Below are 15,873 nucleotides of genomic sequence, written 5' to 3'. Positions count from 1 at the left end.
TCCAATAAAGTTTGTCTAGCATCATAAATAAAAATTGACGTTTCACGTTGTTTGTTTCGTTCAGTTTTCAAAGAACTCGTTTGTCGCTTCAATTAGCGACTTCCTCATATTAACATCTCTTCATTTCAATGTCAACTAAGTTTTTTATTTATTTTTCGCTTCCTGCATATCCTGCATCAGCGACGTTTATCAATTTATCATATGTTTAATATTTTAGTCAACACTTTTTAATAAAAAATTCTTTTTCTCACATAAGGAAGACATTCTTCTTTATTTGCTATTCTACGAAATAAACAAAAAAGAATCTTATATCGCTCTTCCATTGTTTTTTTCACTACATAATGTATACGTTCATCTTCAAAATCAAATAGGAGTTCGTCCATCTCTCTTTTTAATATGTACTCCATTTCTTTTTGCTCTTCCTGCGTTATCATAAGCCCAATCAAACGATCACCCCAAATAATCTTCCATCATAAATACTTCTTGTAACATACTAAATAGTATTCCCTATTATATCCATCACTTACGATATTCATTCATTCGTTCTCTTTTTCATTCTGATTGCATATATGTAACTGAAAAGGATTGGACAAAGGGGCGGAGTATTATGTTTTTCTTTTTTATCACAAGTAAACGCAAATTTAAGCACATTAGTTTTATCATTGTACTTTCCTTATTTACAGCATGGATGCTTTTTCTAAAAACGTATTCGCATGAATCTGCTTTTTCCACTGCTACTGGGCCAAAGGTTATTTACAAAGGAGATACAGCTAAAAAACAAGTTGCGTTAACATTTGATATTAGTTGGGGCGATAAAAAAGCAATGCCAATCCTGGACACTTTAAAAGAACGCGATATTAAAAATGCAACATTCTTTCTCTCCGCAGCATGGGCTGAAAGACATCCTGATATTGTGGAACGAATTCTTAAAGATGGCCATGAAATCGGTAGTATGGGATATAGCTACACTCCCTACACATCATTAGAGGCAAATGAAGTAAGGAAAGATCTCTTACGGGCACACGATGTATTCGAAAAACTTGGTGTAAAGCAACTAACACTCTTACGGCCTCCTAGTGGGGATTTTAACAAAACAACTTTGAAAGTTGCAGACTCTCTTGGTTACACTATTGTTCATTGGAGTAACAATCCTAATGATTGGAAAAACCCTGGTGTAGATCAAATTGTATCATCTGTTTCCAATCATTTGCGCGGCGGTGATATCATTTTACTGCACGCTTCTGACTCTGCTCTTCAAACAAATAAAGCATTACCACTTCTTCTACAAAAGTTAAAAAGTGATGGTTATGAACCAATATCGATTTCCCAATTAATTTCTAATACAAACGCCAAAAGTAAAAATGTAAATTCTACTATCCACTAAAGCTCTATTTCTCCAAATTAAAAAGGATACAATCCCTTTGAGGATGTATCCTTTTCTTCTCAACTAGCTGCCTTGCTCTCTTGTCCTATTAAACGATGCAGTATGAGCAATTGATATGCATTACATAATAACAACGGGATAACCATTAAATATAGCCAATCCGTATCATTAATCCGTAGCGCTGGTACCCACTCGAGAATTGTTACCACAACCATAAAGAATAGCGCTGGGATAAACGCTTTTTTATTTGTCTCTTTACTCTTTATATACGCTACGAAAAGCCCGAACAAAAATAGCATTCCAGCTACAAGGATATTATTCCCTAATGAAACTTCTCCATTTGCAATCAGCACAGACCTTAAATAAACAAAATCAAATAGAACAAACGCAATGAAAAAAATTTGAACCGCATTCCAGAGAGAAGAAGATCGAAACATTCCTAATCCGAAACGATGCACAGTTAAATAAGCAAAGAATCCCATTTGGCTTATTACACTAAAGATAAAGCCTACCCCGATTAACCAGAAAGCAACTGCCAAAATCTCCTTTCCGTCAAAATCTTGAAAAAATTTAGCGTACTTGTCCCATTCTAGAATAAAACCAATAAAGATTGTGCTAATTCCACCAAGAAGCAACGTCGTAAAAAACAATCGTACCCACTTTCGGCTATTCACAACACATCCCCCATTATTCGTATATTTCTATTTAAATTGTATCAATCACAATTTCAAAAAGCTACCCATGATCATGTATAAATTCCTTAAAGATATTTATATTAAAAAGGAGAACTGCGTTGAAAGGAGCTCCTAGTTATGAAACGGATGCTGCTCATTTTAATTTCTTTGTTCCTGTCTCTTTCCCTTGTAGCATGTGCACAGGGAGAAGAAGCAAAAACAGAACTGGATTATGATCAAACAAAAAAAATGATTGTTGATATTTTAAAAACAGATCAGGGAAAGAAAGCCATTCAAGATGTATTAACCGATGAAAAAATGAAACAGGCACTCATATTAGACGAAACAGTAGTAAAAAAGACAATTGAAGATGCAATGGTATCCGATAAAGGGCAACAATTTTGGGAAAAGTTATTTAAGGACCCTGAGTTTTCAGCTAAGTTTGCGAAAAGCATGGGGAAAGAACAAACAAACTTAATGAAAACTTTGTTAAAAGACCCTGAATATCAAGCAGGAATTATAGAGATTATGAAAAATCCTGAAGTAGAAAAAATGATGCAACAAACAATGAAGAGCAAAGAATATCGTCAATATTTACAACAAGTATTGAATGAAACAGCAGAAAGTCCACTCTTCCAAGCTAAAATGATTGATATCATTAGCAAAGGAGTTAAAAAAGCTGAAACAGAAAATGGAGCTAAGAAAAAAGAAAGTGGCGAGGAAGAAGAGGAGGGCAAAGAACAAAAATAATAAAGTGAAACTTCAATCAGTGGGAATTCTCTTCATCCTCCGCTGATTATGAACCCTCACCAATCGGGCTGCCCTAAAATAGCGGGATAAACCTATATTTCACTTCTTATTTAAATGACTAAAAATCCCCCCGCAATCTACAATAACGGGGGGGATTTTTTATCCTACTTTTATTAGCTTTGTTTTACTGAAGTCTTTTCAATTACTTGTTCAGCTATTGTTCGATAAATGATTCCTGTTTTATGCGTGTCTTCATATACTGATGGCGCAAAATCTTCTTTGTTCCAATCCGGTTGTTGAAGCGGAATTCGCCCTAGCACTTCTGTTTGTAATTCAGCGGCTAATTTATCTCCTCCACCTTTTCCAAATACATATTCTTTTTCCCCAGTTACTTTACTTTCAAAGTATGCCATATTTTCAATAACACCAAGAATACTATGTTCTGTCCGGAGTGCCATTGCACCTGCGCGAGCTGCTACAAATGCAGCGGTCGGATGAGGTGTTGTTACAATAATTTCTTTACAAGATGGTAGCATTGTGTGTACATCTAAAGCTACATCTCCAGTTCCTGGTGGTAAATCTAATACTAAGTAATCCAAATCTCCCCATTCCACTTCTGTGAAAAAGTGATTTAACATTTTGCCGAGCATTGGCCCACGCCAAATGACAGGTGCATTATCTTCCACAAAGAATCCCATAGAAATTACTTTCACTCCTAATCTTTCTACAGGAATAATTTTATCTCCTCTTACAACAGGGCGTTTCTCGATCCCCATCATATCCGGTACACTAAAACCATAAATATCAGCATCAATAATCCCTACTTTTTTCCCTAGACGCGCTAATGCAATCGCGAGGTTAACAGAAACCGTTGATTTTCCTACGCCACCTTTTCCACTCGCAACAGCTATAAATGTTGTTTTGGAATGTGGTGAAAGTAATGATTCATTCTCTTGATCTTCCGGTGGAGCAAACTGCGCTAACTCTTCCTCAGTAAATTCAGCAAAACGCAAGCCAACTGTTGCAGCTCCAAGTTCTTTAATCAGTTTAACAATCGCTGCTTGTAGCTGCATTTGTTCAGCCGTTCCCGTTTTTACAATCGCAATTTTTATACTTACATGACCCTTCTCAGATTTAACAGTTACTTCTTGAATTGCGTTCGTTTCTTTTAATGTTTTATGTAGAAATGGATCAGTAATCCCTTCAAGCACCTTCACTACTTGCTCTTTTGTTACCATAATTCGCCTAGCCCCCCGTATGATGTGAAATAAATTGGGTTTATCCTCTTTTCCTTCAAATAAATGCGTTTACATTTTCAGTATAACATATTTTCCGAAAACTTCGTTAATGAGAGAAACGCAAAAACCCTCCTCATTCAGGAGGGTTTCCTTTTTCTGTGAAATAGCGCAAAATCCCGCGATAAATAGCAGCTGCTACTTTTTGCTGATATTTTTCCGAATTTAACATATACCTTTCATTTACATTTGATAAGAAACCAGCCTCAACCAATGTACCTGGAGTCTTAGCATACTTAAGTAAATAAACATGCGAAATTGTTTTAGCGGAACGGTTCGTATTCTCTAAGCTCGTTCGCAGTTCAGCTTGTATAAACTTTGCCGCTCGTTCATTTTCAAGCAAAGAGCGGTGATAAAATGTTTGCGCTCCCTTTGAGCTATTACTAGGCAAAGCGTTCAAATGAATACTCACAAAAAAATCCACATCTGGCTTATTAATCATTGCTACACGTTTTTTTAAATCTTCTGCCTTACGCCTACTATACGATTTTGTATCTTTATCGGCTAAATCATAGTCTCCTTCTCTCGTTAAAATCACCAAAGCCCCTTGTTCCTGTAAGTAGTCTTGCAGCATTTTTGTAATTTCAAGTGTAATATTTTTTTCTACAATATCTTTCCCACCAACCGCTCCCCCATCTGGCCCACCATGTCCAGCATCAAGCACAATTACCTTTCCTGATAGGGGTAAATTCCAGGCCCGCCACGACTTTGTAATTTGCAATTCCTGTTTTATCAAGAAAAACAATATAATCGCAGCTAGCACTAAAGAGATTATTCGAATTCTCTTCATACCTTTCCTCCTCCAGCTAGTCCCTCTAATTACTTATATGGGACAAGAGGAAAGTTTATGCTTCTCTTAATACAACTTTAAACGATATCTTCTTTCACCTTTCTCGTAGCCTTCTCGCCACCAGGCACTAATAAATTGCTCACAAGATTTATAAAGCAAATTCTTATCTTCTACTTCTTCTCGCATCGTCATATTCATTAAAAAAAGAAATAACATTTCTGTTAACTGCTGTTCTTCTTCTAAAGATCTATCTTTCACATCAAAAAAAGATTCACCATAATAACCAAATTTACTATACCTTGCACCTAGCAAATACGACTCAATTCCTAATTCAATACAATAATCCTCATATTGCCGATGAAACTCCTGTCTATGAAAAGCATCATGAATATTGGAACGCAACGATTTTAGTGAAAGTTCTCTTAACATCTTACGTTCATACCTTAATTGTTTTTCTTTTTGTCTTTCTTGCAAACCAACAATGACATTCATAGTACTTCTAAACCTCCCTAATTACGTATTAGTCTAAACTTCTACAGAAGAAGCATACGCAGGAAGGTTACACTAAAATATTCCAAGCACAAAAAAGAACGATGAAATTCATCAAGATAAAATAAAAAACCCCAACCAAATGGTTGGGGTTTGAAGTTCGCAAAAATTAACGTTTTGAGAACTGAGGTGCACGACGTGCGCCTTTAAGACCGTATTTTTTACGCTCTTTCATACGTGCGTCACGAGTTAATAGACCTGCACGTTTTAATGTTAAACGATATTCTGGATCAGCTTTTAGTAAAGCGCGAGCGATACCGTGACGGATTGCACCAGCTTGACCAGTGTATCCACCACCATTTACGTTTACAAGTACATCGTAGTTACCTAAAGTTTCTGTTGCAACTAAAGGTTGTTTTACTACTTCACGTAATGCAGCAAATGGAATGTAGTTTTCAAAATCACGACCGTTAATGATAACGCGTCCTTCGCCTGGAACTAGGCGTACGCGTGCTACTGAACTCTTACGACGTCCAGTACCATAGTATTGAACCTGTGCCAAAGTAAGCCCTCCTTTAATTAATTATCCGCGAAGTTCGTAAACTTCTGGTTTTTGTGCTTGATGTGGATGCTCAGCTCCAGCATACACGTTTAATTTCTTAGACATTTGACGTCCTAGGCGTCCTTTTGGAAGCATGCCTTTAATTGCAAGCTCTAACATTTGTACAGGATAGTTTGTACGCATTTCTAGAGCTGTTCTTTGCTTAAGTCCACCTGGATGTTGAGTGTGACGGTAGTAAATTTTATCGTTTAATTTATTACCTGTTAAGTGAACTTTCTCAGCGTTAATAATAATTACATGATCACCAGTGTCAACGTGTGGTGTAAATGTTGGTTTGTGTTTACCACGTAAAATGGATGCTACTTCACTAGCAAGGCGACCTAAAGTTTGACCTTCAGCGTCAACCACATACCATTTACGCTCAACTTCGTTAGCTTTTGCCATAAAAGTTGTACGCATTTGTTTCCCTCCTACTCGATTATCTTTTCATAGAAAAAATCTATTGTTTATCTTAAACACGACTTCCTTCCGGGGCTAATCGTGGTTTTAGAAACAATACCATATGTTATGATATCGTTTTGAGAATCTAATGTCAAGCAAATGTTACACCAGGATTAGTTGTTATAGTTTACCTGCCATAAATAAAGACCATGACCTGGTACCATCTTTCCCGCAAAGCGTCGATCTTGCTTAGCTAAAATCTCTGGAATACTATCTGGATCAACCTTTCCTTGCCCTACGCTAAGTAGCGTCCCGACAATGATTCTAACCATATTATATAAAAAACCATTACCAACAAAGCGAAAAACCAATTCATCACCTTGTTCGAATAAATCTATCTCATAAATTGTTCGCACTTTATCTTTTTTATCAGTCTTCGCCGAACAAAATGATGTGAAATCATGTGTCCCGATAAAATAAGGGATAGCTTTTCTTATCAATTGAATATCAATTGGATATGGATACTGATATACATAATTTCTACGGAATACATCCGCCGTTTTAGATAATAATACACGGTAACGATATTCCTTTTTTACAACGCCATAACGCGCATGGAACTCTTCCGTTTTCTTCTCTACTTGCACAATTACAATATCGTCTGGCAATAATGTATTTAAAGCGTTCCCCCACTGCCATTCTTCAAGAGACAATGGTGTATCAAAATGAATTACTTGTCCTTTTGCATGAACAGTAGAGTCTGTTCTTCCTGACGCCTGTACACGAACAAGTTCTCCTTTGTGCAACTTTTGCAAAGCTTTTTCAATTTCTTGTTGCACAGTACGATGCTGCGGTTGAATTTGATATCCACAAAAGTTAATCCCATCATATGCAACTGTACACTTTATTCTTTCCATCTTTCTACTCTCCATTATGATCTTACCCATACTAGAATACACGCCAAGCAAAATAAGCTTATTAATGTTACAGTATCACTTGTTTTCCAGCGTAGTTGCCTAAATTTCGTACGTCCCTCACCACTTTGATACCCACGAGCTTCCATTGCGATAGCTAAATCTTCAGCACGCTTAAAGGCACTAATAAAAAGCGGAACAAGTAAAGAAATAATTGCTTTTAACCGATCTTTTATCGGACCACCAGCAAAGTCAATACCACGGGATGCTTGTGCTTTCATAATTTTACTCGTCTCATCCATCAATGTTGGAATAAATCGGAGAGAAATAGACATCATTAATGCAATTTCATGAACAGGAACTTTAAGACGCTTCAATGGCTTTAATAATGTTTCCATCCCATCTGTAATCTCAATAGGTGTAGTCGTTAACGTTAGTAAAGTTGTCATTAAAATAATGACAACAAAGCGTATTGAAATATATATCCCTTGCTCTAAACCTTTTTCATATATTGAAAACCAACCAAGCTGAAGTAGTACATCTCCTTCTTTATTTGTAAAAATATGCAAGAAAAATGCGAAAAGAAAAATCCATAAAATTGGTTTTAAGCCCGAAAGTACATAACGAATCGGCACTTTTGCAAAAAATAAAGCAATGAGTGCATACAAGAATAAAAATCCATATGAAATCGCATTATTTGCTAAAAAGACAACAAATACATACAGAAAAACAATTAATAGCTTCGTACGCGGATCAAGTTGATGAATGAGTGACTTGCCTGGAATATATCTCCCAATAATCAACTGCTGCATGATTCATGACCACCTTTTCGTAATACCTGTACAACTTCATGAGTAAGATCCTCTAAAGATAAGGTAGCCTTTGGAATCGAAATACCAAACTTCTCTTCAATTGCACGTTTATACTTTAAAGACATTGGAAGATCCACACCGATTTGCTCTAATTCATTTGCATGTGAAAATACTTCCTCCGCTCTTCCTTGCAAAAAGACCGTTCCTTTATGCATAACCACGATTTGATCTGCGTATTTTGCAGCATCCTCCATATTATGAGTAACAAGAATGACTGTCAGTCCCTTCTCCTTATGAAGTGTATAAAACATCTCCATAAGCTCATGCTGCCCTTTCGGATCAAGTCCTGCTGTGGGTTCGTCTAATACAAGTACTTCTGGTTCCATCGCAAGTACACCTGCTATTGCAACGCGTCTCATTTGTCCACCGCTTAATTCAAATGGAGAACGTGCTAATAATTCTGGATCCAGTCCAACAAGTTCGATCGCATATTTTGCCTTTTTCTTTGCTTCTGCTTCCGATACGCCAAAATTTGAAGGACCAAAACAAATATCCTTCTCAACTGTTTCCTCAAATAACTGATGTTCTGGAAACTGAAAGACAACCCCTACTTTTTTGCGTAGCGGCTTGAGTTTTTTAGCTTTTTTTTGAGATGAAATCATATGTTCCCCAATTCGAACTGTACCATGTGTTGGCTGCAACAAGCCATTTAAATGTTGAATCATCGTTGATTTACCAGAACCAGTATGACCGATAATCGCATAGTATCCCCCACTTGGAAATGACACGTCTACATCATAAAGCGCGCGTCTTTCAAAGGGAGTCTTATATTGATAACGATGTTCTACCTTTTGGAATGTAATCTCCAAAGTTCGTTCACCAAACTTTCCATTGTAAGATGCGTGTTTTGCAGTGGAATTTCACTTCTTTTTAATAATTCTGCTATTTTTACTGAAAAAGGTACATCTAAACCAATTTCCTTGAGCATATGAGACGATTTAAAAATTTTTTGTGGTGTCCCTTCCTCTAATATTTCTCCCTTGTTTAAAACAATAATACGATCCGACTGTGCAGCTTCTTCTAAATCATGTGTAATAGATAAAACTGTAATTCCCTTTTCATCCACAAGCTGTCTCACAGTCTCAACAACTTCAACGCGTCCTTTTGGGTCCAACATTGATGTTGCCTCATCCAATATTAAAATCGATGGCTGAAGAGCTAAAATTCCCGCTATTGCAACACGTTGCTTTTGACCACCAGATAATGAATGCGGCTCCTCATGCAAGAACTCTTCCATTCTAACTAAATGCAATGCCTGTTTCATTCGTTCTACCATCTGTTCTCTAGGCATGCCAATATTCTCAAGCCCAAATACAACGTCATCTTGCACTGTTGTACCTACAAATTGATTGTCTGGATTTTGAAAAACCATACCAATTTGCTTTCGAATGTCCCATACTGTTTCCTCAGATAAAGCCATTGTACCATTTACTGTAATCGTACCTGATTCCGGTAAAAACAAGCCATTTAGTAGTTTTGCAAGAGTAGATTTTCCTGAACCATTTTGTCCAATGACAGACACCCATTCTCCCTCATTGAGAGAAAAGGATACATCTTTTAACGCATAAGCAGTCGCCCCAGGATATTGAAATGATACATTTTGCACACGAAGTTTCTCTCTTTTCAATATAAGGCACCCTTTCTTTTTTCGAGTTAGCCTCATCCTTATATTTATTAAAAAAAAAGGGCCACGACCAGTTACTTGAAAAGAACTGTCCTGCCCTTTTAATTATCATTATACTAACTCGATAATTACCATTGGTGCTGCGTCTCCACGACGTGGACCAATTTTTGCAATACGAGTGTATCCGCCTTGACGCTCAGCATAGCGTGGAGCTACATCAGCGAAAAGTTTTTGAAGTGCATCTTGACCAGTCTCAGCGTTAGCAACTTCATTACGAATGAAAGCTGCTGCTTGACGACGAGCATGAAGATCTCCGCGTTTACCTAAAGTGATCATTTTTTCCACTACAGAACGAAGTTCTTTTGCACGAGTCTCTGTCGTTTGAATGCGCTCATTGATAATTAAATCAGTAGCTAAGTCACGTAACATAGCTTTACGTTGCGCACTTGTACGGCCTAATTTTCTGTATGCCATTCGTAGTTCCCTCCTTTGTTGATGAAATTAAATCCTCAGTCGTCTTTACGTAAACCTAAACCTAATTCTTCAAGTTTATGCTTAACTTCTTCTAAGGATTTACGTCCTAAGTTACGAACTTTCATCATATCTTCTTCTGTTTTATTCGCAAGCTCTTGTACAGTATTAATTCCTGCACGTTTTAAGCAATTATAAGAACGAACAGAAAGATCAAGTTCTTCAATAGTCATTTCAAGAACTTTTTCTTTTTGATCTTCTTCCTTCTCAACCATAATCTCAGCATTTTGTGCTTCATCAGTTAAACCAACAAAGATATTTAAATGCTCTGTTAAGATTTTGGCTCCTAAAGAGATAGCTTCTTTTGGCCCGATGCTTCCATCCGTCCATACATCAAGCGTAAGCTTATCATAATTTGCCACTTGTCCAACACGTGTCTTTTCCACTTGGTAAGTTACACGTGACACTGGAGTATAAATAGAATCAATAGGAATAACTCCTATTGGTTGATCTTCGCTTTTATTTGCATCAGCTGGCGTATACCCACGGCCACGCTTTGCAGTTAAACGCACGCGGAAATGCGCATCCTTTGCTAACGTCGCAATGTATAAATCTGGATTTAAGATCTCAACATCACTATCGTGAGTAATATCAGCAGCTGTGACAATACCTTCGCCCTGTACGTCGATTTCCAACGTCTTCTCTTCGTCAGAGTAAATTTTAAGAGCTAACTTTTTCAAGTTTAAGATGATCGTTGTAACGTCCTCTACTACGCCCTCAACTGTTGAAAATTCGTGTAATACGCCATCGATTTGGATAGCAGTTACAGCGGCACCAGGGAGTGAGGATAAAAGAATACGACGTAAGGAGTTACCCAAAGTAGTACCATACCCACGCTCAAGCGGTTCAATTACGAATTTACCATACTTAGCATCTTCGTTAAGTTCAACCGTTTCGATTTTCGGTTTTTCAATTTCAATCATTAACTAAACCCTCCTTCAAAACGTCGAAACCTCGGTTAAACAAAGGGAAAACCTCTGTTTAACCGAAAGTCCCCCTTAGGCAGTTCCCGATTGTGCACAACAAGCGATGTTTCTGTACGAAATTTCTCGATAAGGCATCATATCCATTATAGACAAAAGGGAAAATTCTATACAGAAAAATTATACACGACGACGTTTTGGTGGACGACATCCATTATGAGGAACTGGAGTAACATCTCTAATTGCTGTTACTTCTAGACCTGCAGCTTGAAGAGCACGAATTGCTGCTTCACGACCAGCACCAGGACCTTTTACAGTAACCTCTAAAGATTTTAAACCGTGCTCCATTGCAGCTTTAGCAGCAGTTTCAGCAGCCATTTGCGCAGCGAATGGAGTAGATTTACGAGATCCACGGAAACCAAGTGCACCAGCACTAGACCAAGAAATTGCGTTACCATGAGTATCTGTAAGTGTTACGATTGTGTTATTGAAAGTAGAACGAATATGAGCTACACCAGTCTCAATATTCTTTTTCACACGTTTTTTACGAGTGTTTGTTTTACGTGCCATAGTTAGTTCAACCTCCTTTACTTATTATTTCTTTTTATTTGCTACTGTACGACGTGGACCTTTACGTGTACGAGCATTGTTTTTAGAGTTTTGACCACGAACTGGTAAACCACGACGGTGACGAAGACCACGGTAAGAACCGATCTCCATTAGACGTTTAATGTTAAGAGATACTTCACGACGAAGATCACCTTCAACTTTGATACGATCGATGATATCACGGATACGTCCTAATTCATCTTCCGTTAAGTCACGAACTCGTGTTTCTTCAGAAACACCAGCTTCAGCAAGAATTTTTTCAGCAGTAGTACGACCAATGCCGAATACGTAAGTTAAAGAAATAACAACGCGTTTGTCACGAGGAATATCTACACCTGCGATACGTGCCATTCCGAATACACCTCCTTCAGATTAACCTTGTTTTTGTTTATGTTTAGGGTTTTCACAAATAACCATTACTTTTCCACGTCTACGAATAACTTTACATTTTTCGCAGATTGGTTTAACTGACGGTCTTACTTTCATGTCTCGAACCTCCTTAAAGATTACGGAGTGCTATATTATTTAAAGCGGTACGTAATACGACCACGATTTAAATCGTACGGAGATAATTCTACCGTAACTTTGTCTCCTGGTAAAATACGAATGAAGTTCATACGGATTTTACCAGAAACGTGAGCCAATACGACATGCCCATTCTCTAATTCTACTTTGAACATAGCATTTGGCAACGTTTCAAGAACGGTACCTTCGACTTCAATTACATCATCTTTCGCCATTCAATAGTTCTCCCTTCTTCAAATCAGTAACATTTTACACTGTTCTGAAATCCCGGAGAGCCAGCTACTTATAAAGTGGTAAGGATTTCGTATCCTGCTTCTGTAAGAGCAATCGTGTGCTCAAAATGGGCACACCATTTACCATCTACCGTTACCACTGTCCAGTCATCAGATAGTGTTTTTACATATCGTCTTCCTTGGTTCACCATCGGTTCAATACAGATGACCATTCCCGGCTTTAATCTAGGGCCTTGATTTGGTGGACCATAGTGCGGAATTTGCGGATCCTCATGTAAGTCTTGCCCGATTCCGTGACCAACATACTCCCGAACGATCGACAACCCATTCTCTTCAACATACGTTTGAATCGCATGTGAGACGTTAGATAATCTTTCGCCTGGTTTTACTTGTTCTAAACCAAGATACAACGATTTTTCTGTGACATCAAGTAGCTTTTGAACAGATTCAGAAATGTTTCCTACTGGATACGTCCATGCAGAATCTCCATGATATCCATTGTATTTCGCACCAATATCGATACTGATGATATCGCCTTCTTGGAGCTTGCGCTTTCCTGGAATCCCGTGTACAAGCTCTTCATTTACAGAAGCACATATGCTTCCCGGAAATCCGTTGTATCCTTTAAAAGATGGCGTAGCACCATATTTTCGAATCGTCTTTTCCGCTATTTGATCGAGCTCTTTCGTTGTAATTCCTGGAGCAATATGCTTTTTCAACTCTTGATGAGTTAAAGCAACGACCTTGCCAGCCTCTCGCATGATTTCTATCTCGCGAGGAGTTTTGCAAATGATCATTACGCTAAGCCTCCGATGAGAACATCGATATCAGCAAATACTTTATTGATATCTTGCTCACCATTAATGCTTTGTAAGTAACCCAGCTCCTCGTAGAAATCAAGCAATGGTTTTGTTTGCTTAATGTTTACTTCTAAACGATTTGCTACAGTCTCTTCATTGTCATCAGAGCGTTGATATAATTCGCCACCACATTTATCACATACGTCAGCTTTTGCTGGCGGATTGAATTCTAAGTGGTAAGTCGCACCGCACTCTTTACAAATGCGACGGCCTGTAAGACGTTTTAACAGCAATCCTGAATCCACATTAATGTTTAAAACATAGTCGATTTTTTTGCCAAGATCTTTCATAATTTCTTCAAGCGCAGATGCTTGTGCAACTGTTCGTGGGAACCCATCTAGCAAGAAACCTTTCTTGCAGTCTTCTTGACTCAAACGTTCACGAACGATTCCGATTGTAACCTCATCTGGAACAAGCGCTCCTTTATCAATAAAAGATTTAGCTTGCAAACCAAGTTCAGTTTCAGCCTTCATAGCTGCACGGAACATATCACCTGTTGAAATGTGAGGGATGTTATACTTGGCAACAATCTGTTCGGCTTGTGTACCTTTACCAGCACCAGGAAGCCCCATTAGAATTAAGTTCATCTTTGTTCCCCCTCATAATGAGCATGTAGGGAAGACATTCTCTTCCCATCACTTACTCACTGTTTGATAAACCCTTTGTAATGGCGTTTTACCAGTTGGCTTTCTAGCTGCTTCATTGTTTCTAAAGCAACGCCGACAACGATCAACATACTCGTTCCACCAATCTGTGCAGACGGCGGAAGATTTCCCAGTTTCGTAAAGATAACTGGAAGGATTGCAATCGCTGCTAGGAAAATAGATCCTACAAAGGTCAAACGATACAAGATTTTTGTTAGATATTGTTCTGTATTCTTACCCGGACGAATACCTGGAACATATCCACCTTGCTTGTTTAGGTTCTCTGACATTTGCTCTGGATTAACTTGAACAAATGCATAGAAATATGTGAAAGCCACTATGAGCGCTACATATACAATCATTCCCACAGGGTGAGAATAGTTAAAGTTTGCGATAATCCACTGCGATATATCGTGTTTTGGGAAGAACTGTGCAATAGTTGGAGGCGTAATCAAGAACGAAACAGCAAAAATTACTGGAATAACACCCGCACTATTTACCTTAAGTGGTAAATGTGTGTTTTGTGCTCCAGCATAACTACCATTTCCTCCTGTTACACGCTTCGCATATTGAATTGGGATCTTTCTAACAGCTTGCTGGATGTAAATAACACCCACAACCACTGCTAACACAGCTAGTAAAATCAATACGACTTTAACGATACTCATGAACAGTTGATCTCCGACATTTTGAAACTGTTGTAAGTAAACTTGTGATAATACATTTGGGATCGCCGCGGCAATACCAGCAAAGATTAAGATGGAAATACCATTACCTACACCTTTAGCTGTAATCTGTTCACCTAACCACATTAAAAATGCAGTACCAGCAGTTAGTACCGTTGCAATGTATAAATAAGTTCCCCAACCTGGATTCAAAATTAACTGTCCACCTACCATACCGTTAAAACCGATTGACATACCAAACGCCTGAATAAAAGCAAGAACAATTGTAAAATAACGCGTGAATTGCGTTAATTTACGACGACCCATTTCGCCTTGTTTTGACCATTCCGCAAATTTAGGAACAACATCCATCTGCAATAACTGCACGATGATGGATGCTGTGATATACGGCATGATTCCCATCGCAAAGATGGAGAAATTTTTCAAAGCTCCACCGCCAAATGTATTTAGGATTCCTAATGCATTTAACTGATCTTGTGCTTTTAGTACGTCTCCATTTGTAAATGGCACTGGGATAAACGTGCCAATTCTAAAAACGATTAACATCGCTAAAGTGAAAAATATTTTACGTCTTATCTCAGCAACGCGCATAAAGTTGGAGATTGTACGAAACATTAGATCACCTCAACTGTTCCGCCAGCTGCTTCAATTGCTTCTTTAGCACTTGAAGAGAACTTGTGCGCTTTAACAGTTAATTTTTTCTCAACTGCTCCGCTTGCAAGAACTTTAACACCGTCGTTTAATTTACTGATAACGCCAGTTTCCAGTAATAATTCAGGTGTTACTTCTGTACCATCTTCAAAACGATTTAATGCCGCTAAGTTTACGATAGCAAACTCTTTACGGTTAATGTTTGTGAAGCCGCGTTTTGGTAAACGACGGAATAATGGAGTTTGACCACCTTCAAAGCCAAGACGAACACCGCCACCAGAACGAGCGTTTTGTCCTTTATGACCTTTACCAGCAGTTTTACCGTTTCCAGAACCGATACCGCGACCGACACGGTTGCGTACTTTACGAGAACCTTCTGCAGGTTTTAATTCATGAAGTTTCATTCCCAGGCACCT

The 15,873-nt window shown here is 38.1% G+C and carries 23 protein-coding genes; 2 read left to right on the top strand and 21 right to left on the bottom strand.

Annotated features, from left to right (window positions below):
* Positions 1 to 227 precede the first annotated feature (227 nt).
* The gene (locus MR056_RS18010; protein ID WP_011983280.1) at positions 228 to 446 is read right to left on the bottom strand and encodes a hypothetical protein; all 219 of its coding nucleotides are present in this window, start codon (positions 444 to 446) and stop codon (positions 228 to 230) included.
* 161 nt (positions 447 to 607) lie between these two features.
* Here MR056_RS18010 and pdaB point away from each other — a divergent pair, with 161 nt between their 5' ends.
* The gene (gene pdaB, locus MR056_RS18005; RefSeq protein WP_011983279.1) at positions 608 to 1,384 is read left to right on the top strand and encodes a polysaccharide deacetylase family sporulation protein PdaB; all 777 of its coding nucleotides are present in this window, start codon (positions 608 to 610) and stop codon (positions 1,382 to 1,384) included.
* A 59-nt stretch (positions 1,385 to 1,443) separates the two neighbouring features.
* On the opposite strand, the gene MR056_RS18000 is transcribed toward pdaB, so the two are convergent.
* Complete coding sequence (locus tag MR056_RS18000; protein WP_242136598.1) at positions 1,444 to 2,058, bottom strand: KinB-signaling pathway activation protein; 615 nt, start codon at positions 2,056 to 2,058, stop codon at positions 1,444 to 1,446.
* A gap of 138 nt (positions 2,059 to 2,196) precedes the next feature.
* Here MR056_RS18000 and gerD point away from each other — a divergent pair, with 138 nt between their 5' ends.
* Positions 2,197 to 2,808, top strand: coding sequence for a spore germination lipoprotein GerD (gene gerD / locus MR056_RS17995; protein ID WP_011983277.1), 612 nt, complete (start codon positions 2,197 to 2,199; stop codon positions 2,806 to 2,808).
* A 173-nt stretch (positions 2,809 to 2,981) separates the two neighbouring features.
* On the opposite strand, the gene MR056_RS17990 is transcribed toward gerD, so the two are convergent.
* The 19 genes from MR056_RS17990 to rplO all read right to left on the bottom strand — a co-directional run bounded on the left by MR056_RS17990 (position 2,982) and on the right by rplO (position 15,861).
* Complete coding sequence (locus MR056_RS17990) at positions 2,982 to 4,046, bottom strand: Mrp/NBP35 family ATP-binding protein (protein ID WP_011983276.1); 1,065 nt, start codon at positions 4,044 to 4,046, stop codon at positions 2,982 to 2,984.
* A gap of 133 nt (positions 4,047 to 4,179) precedes the next feature.
* Positions 4,180 to 4,893, bottom strand: a complete 714-nt coding sequence (gene cwlD / locus MR056_RS17985; RefSeq protein ID WP_011983275.1) for an N-acetylmuramoyl-L-alanine amidase CwlD — start codon at positions 4,891 to 4,893, stop codon at positions 4,180 to 4,182.
* 66 nt (positions 4,894 to 4,959) lie between these two features.
* A complete protein-coding gene (locus tag MR056_RS17980; protein WP_011983274.1) occupies positions 4,960 to 5,385 on the bottom strand; it encodes a DUF2521 family protein in 426 nt (141 codons plus the stop codon).
* Between the two features lie 166 nt (positions 5,386 to 5,551).
* A complete protein-coding gene (gene rpsI, locus MR056_RS17975; RefSeq protein WP_011983273.1) occupies positions 5,552 to 5,944 on the bottom strand; it encodes a 30S ribosomal protein S9 in 393 nt (130 codons plus the stop codon).
* A gap of 21 nt (positions 5,945 to 5,965) precedes the next feature.
* Positions 5,966 to 6,403, bottom strand: a complete 438-nt coding sequence (gene rplM, locus MR056_RS17970) for a 50S ribosomal protein L13 (RefSeq protein ID WP_011983272.1) — start codon at positions 6,401 to 6,403, stop codon at positions 5,966 to 5,968.
* A gap of 155 nt (positions 6,404 to 6,558) precedes the next feature.
* A complete protein-coding gene (truA, locus tag MR056_RS17965; protein WP_011983271.1) occupies positions 6,559 to 7,302 on the bottom strand; it encodes a tRNA pseudouridine(38-40) synthase TruA in 744 nt (247 codons plus the stop codon).
* 14 nt (positions 7,303 to 7,316) lie between these two features.
* Positions 7,317 to 8,111 (bottom strand): energy-coupling factor transporter transmembrane component T family protein, encoded by a 795-nt coding sequence (locus MR056_RS17960; protein ID WP_011983270.1) that lies wholly within the window; start codon positions 8,109 to 8,111, stop codon positions 7,317 to 7,319.
* Positions 8,099 to 8,980 (bottom strand): energy-coupling factor ABC transporter ATP-binding protein, encoded by an 882-nt coding sequence (locus MR056_RS17955; RefSeq protein ID WP_011983269.1) that lies wholly within the window; start codon positions 8,978 to 8,980, stop codon positions 8,099 to 8,101. The genes MR056_RS17960 and MR056_RS17955 overlap by 13 nt, the downstream gene beginning before the upstream one ends.
* Positions 8,956 to 9,798 (bottom strand): energy-coupling factor ABC transporter ATP-binding protein, encoded by an 843-nt coding sequence (locus MR056_RS17950; protein WP_011983268.1) that lies wholly within the window; start codon positions 9,796 to 9,798, stop codon positions 8,956 to 8,958. Before MR056_RS17950 ends, MR056_RS17955 begins: the two co-directional genes overlap by 25 nt.
* A 108-nt stretch (positions 9,799 to 9,906) precedes the next feature.
* A complete protein-coding gene (gene rplQ / locus MR056_RS17945) occupies positions 9,907 to 10,269 on the bottom strand; it encodes a 50S ribosomal protein L17 (protein ID WP_000331490.1) in 363 nt (120 codons plus the stop codon).
* A gap of 35 nt (positions 10,270 to 10,304) precedes the next feature.
* Positions 10,305 to 11,249, bottom strand: coding sequence for a DNA-directed RNA polymerase subunit alpha (locus MR056_RS17940; RefSeq protein ID WP_011983267.1), 945 nt, complete (start codon positions 11,247 to 11,249; stop codon positions 10,305 to 10,307).
* A 180-nt stretch (positions 11,250 to 11,429) separates the two neighbouring features.
* Positions 11,430 to 11,819 carry a 30S ribosomal protein S11 gene (rpsK, locus tag MR056_RS17935; RefSeq protein ID WP_011983266.1) on the bottom strand — a complete coding sequence of 130 codons (390 nt, stop codon included), beginning with the start codon at positions 11,817 to 11,819 and terminating at the stop codon, positions 11,430 to 11,432.
* A 24-nt stretch (positions 11,820 to 11,843) separates the two neighbouring features.
* Positions 11,844 to 12,209 carry a 30S ribosomal protein S13 gene (gene rpsM / locus MR056_RS17930; RefSeq protein ID WP_000090789.1) on the bottom strand — a complete coding sequence of 122 codons (366 nt, stop codon included), beginning with the start codon at positions 12,207 to 12,209 and terminating at the stop codon, positions 11,844 to 11,846.
* 21 nt (positions 12,210 to 12,230) lie between these two features.
* The gene (gene rpmJ / locus MR056_RS17925; protein WP_000868344.1) at positions 12,231 to 12,344 is read right to left on the bottom strand and encodes a 50S ribosomal protein L36; all 114 of its coding nucleotides are present in this window, start codon (positions 12,342 to 12,344) and stop codon (positions 12,231 to 12,233) included.
* Between the two features lie 35 nt (positions 12,345 to 12,379).
* Positions 12,380 to 12,598 carry a translation initiation factor IF-1 gene (gene infA, locus MR056_RS17920; RefSeq protein WP_001029884.1) on the bottom strand — a complete coding sequence of 73 codons (219 nt, stop codon included), beginning with the start codon at positions 12,596 to 12,598 and terminating at the stop codon, positions 12,380 to 12,382.
* 68 nt (positions 12,599 to 12,666) lie between these two features.
* Positions 12,667 to 13,413, bottom strand: coding sequence for a type I methionyl aminopeptidase (map, locus tag MR056_RS17915; RefSeq protein WP_011983265.1), 747 nt, complete (start codon positions 13,411 to 13,413; stop codon positions 12,667 to 12,669).
* On the bottom strand, positions 13,413 to 14,063 hold the full coding sequence (locus MR056_RS17910) for an adenylate kinase (RefSeq protein WP_011983264.1): 651 nt from the start codon (positions 14,061 to 14,063) through the stop codon (positions 13,413 to 13,415). Before MR056_RS17910 ends, map begins: the two co-directional genes overlap by 1 nt.
* 56 nt (positions 14,064 to 14,119) lie before the next feature.
* Positions 14,120 to 15,421, bottom strand: coding sequence for a preprotein translocase subunit SecY (gene secY, locus MR056_RS17905; protein WP_011983263.1), 1,302 nt, complete (start codon positions 15,419 to 15,421; stop codon positions 14,120 to 14,122).
* The gene (gene rplO / locus MR056_RS17900; protein WP_011983262.1) at positions 15,421 to 15,861 is read right to left on the bottom strand and encodes a 50S ribosomal protein L15; all 441 of its coding nucleotides are present in this window, start codon (positions 15,859 to 15,861) and stop codon (positions 15,421 to 15,423) included. Before rplO ends, secY begins: the two co-directional genes overlap by 1 nt.
* Positions 15,862 to 15,873 lie beyond the last annotated feature (12 nt).

The organism is Bacillus cereus group sp. BfR-BA-01360 (genome assembly GCF_022663595.1).
Taxonomy (GTDB): Bacteria; Bacillota; Bacilli; order Bacillales; family Bacillaceae_G; genus Bacillus_A; species Bacillus_A cytotoxicus.
This window is presented reverse-complemented; position numbering and strand designations above follow the sequence as displayed.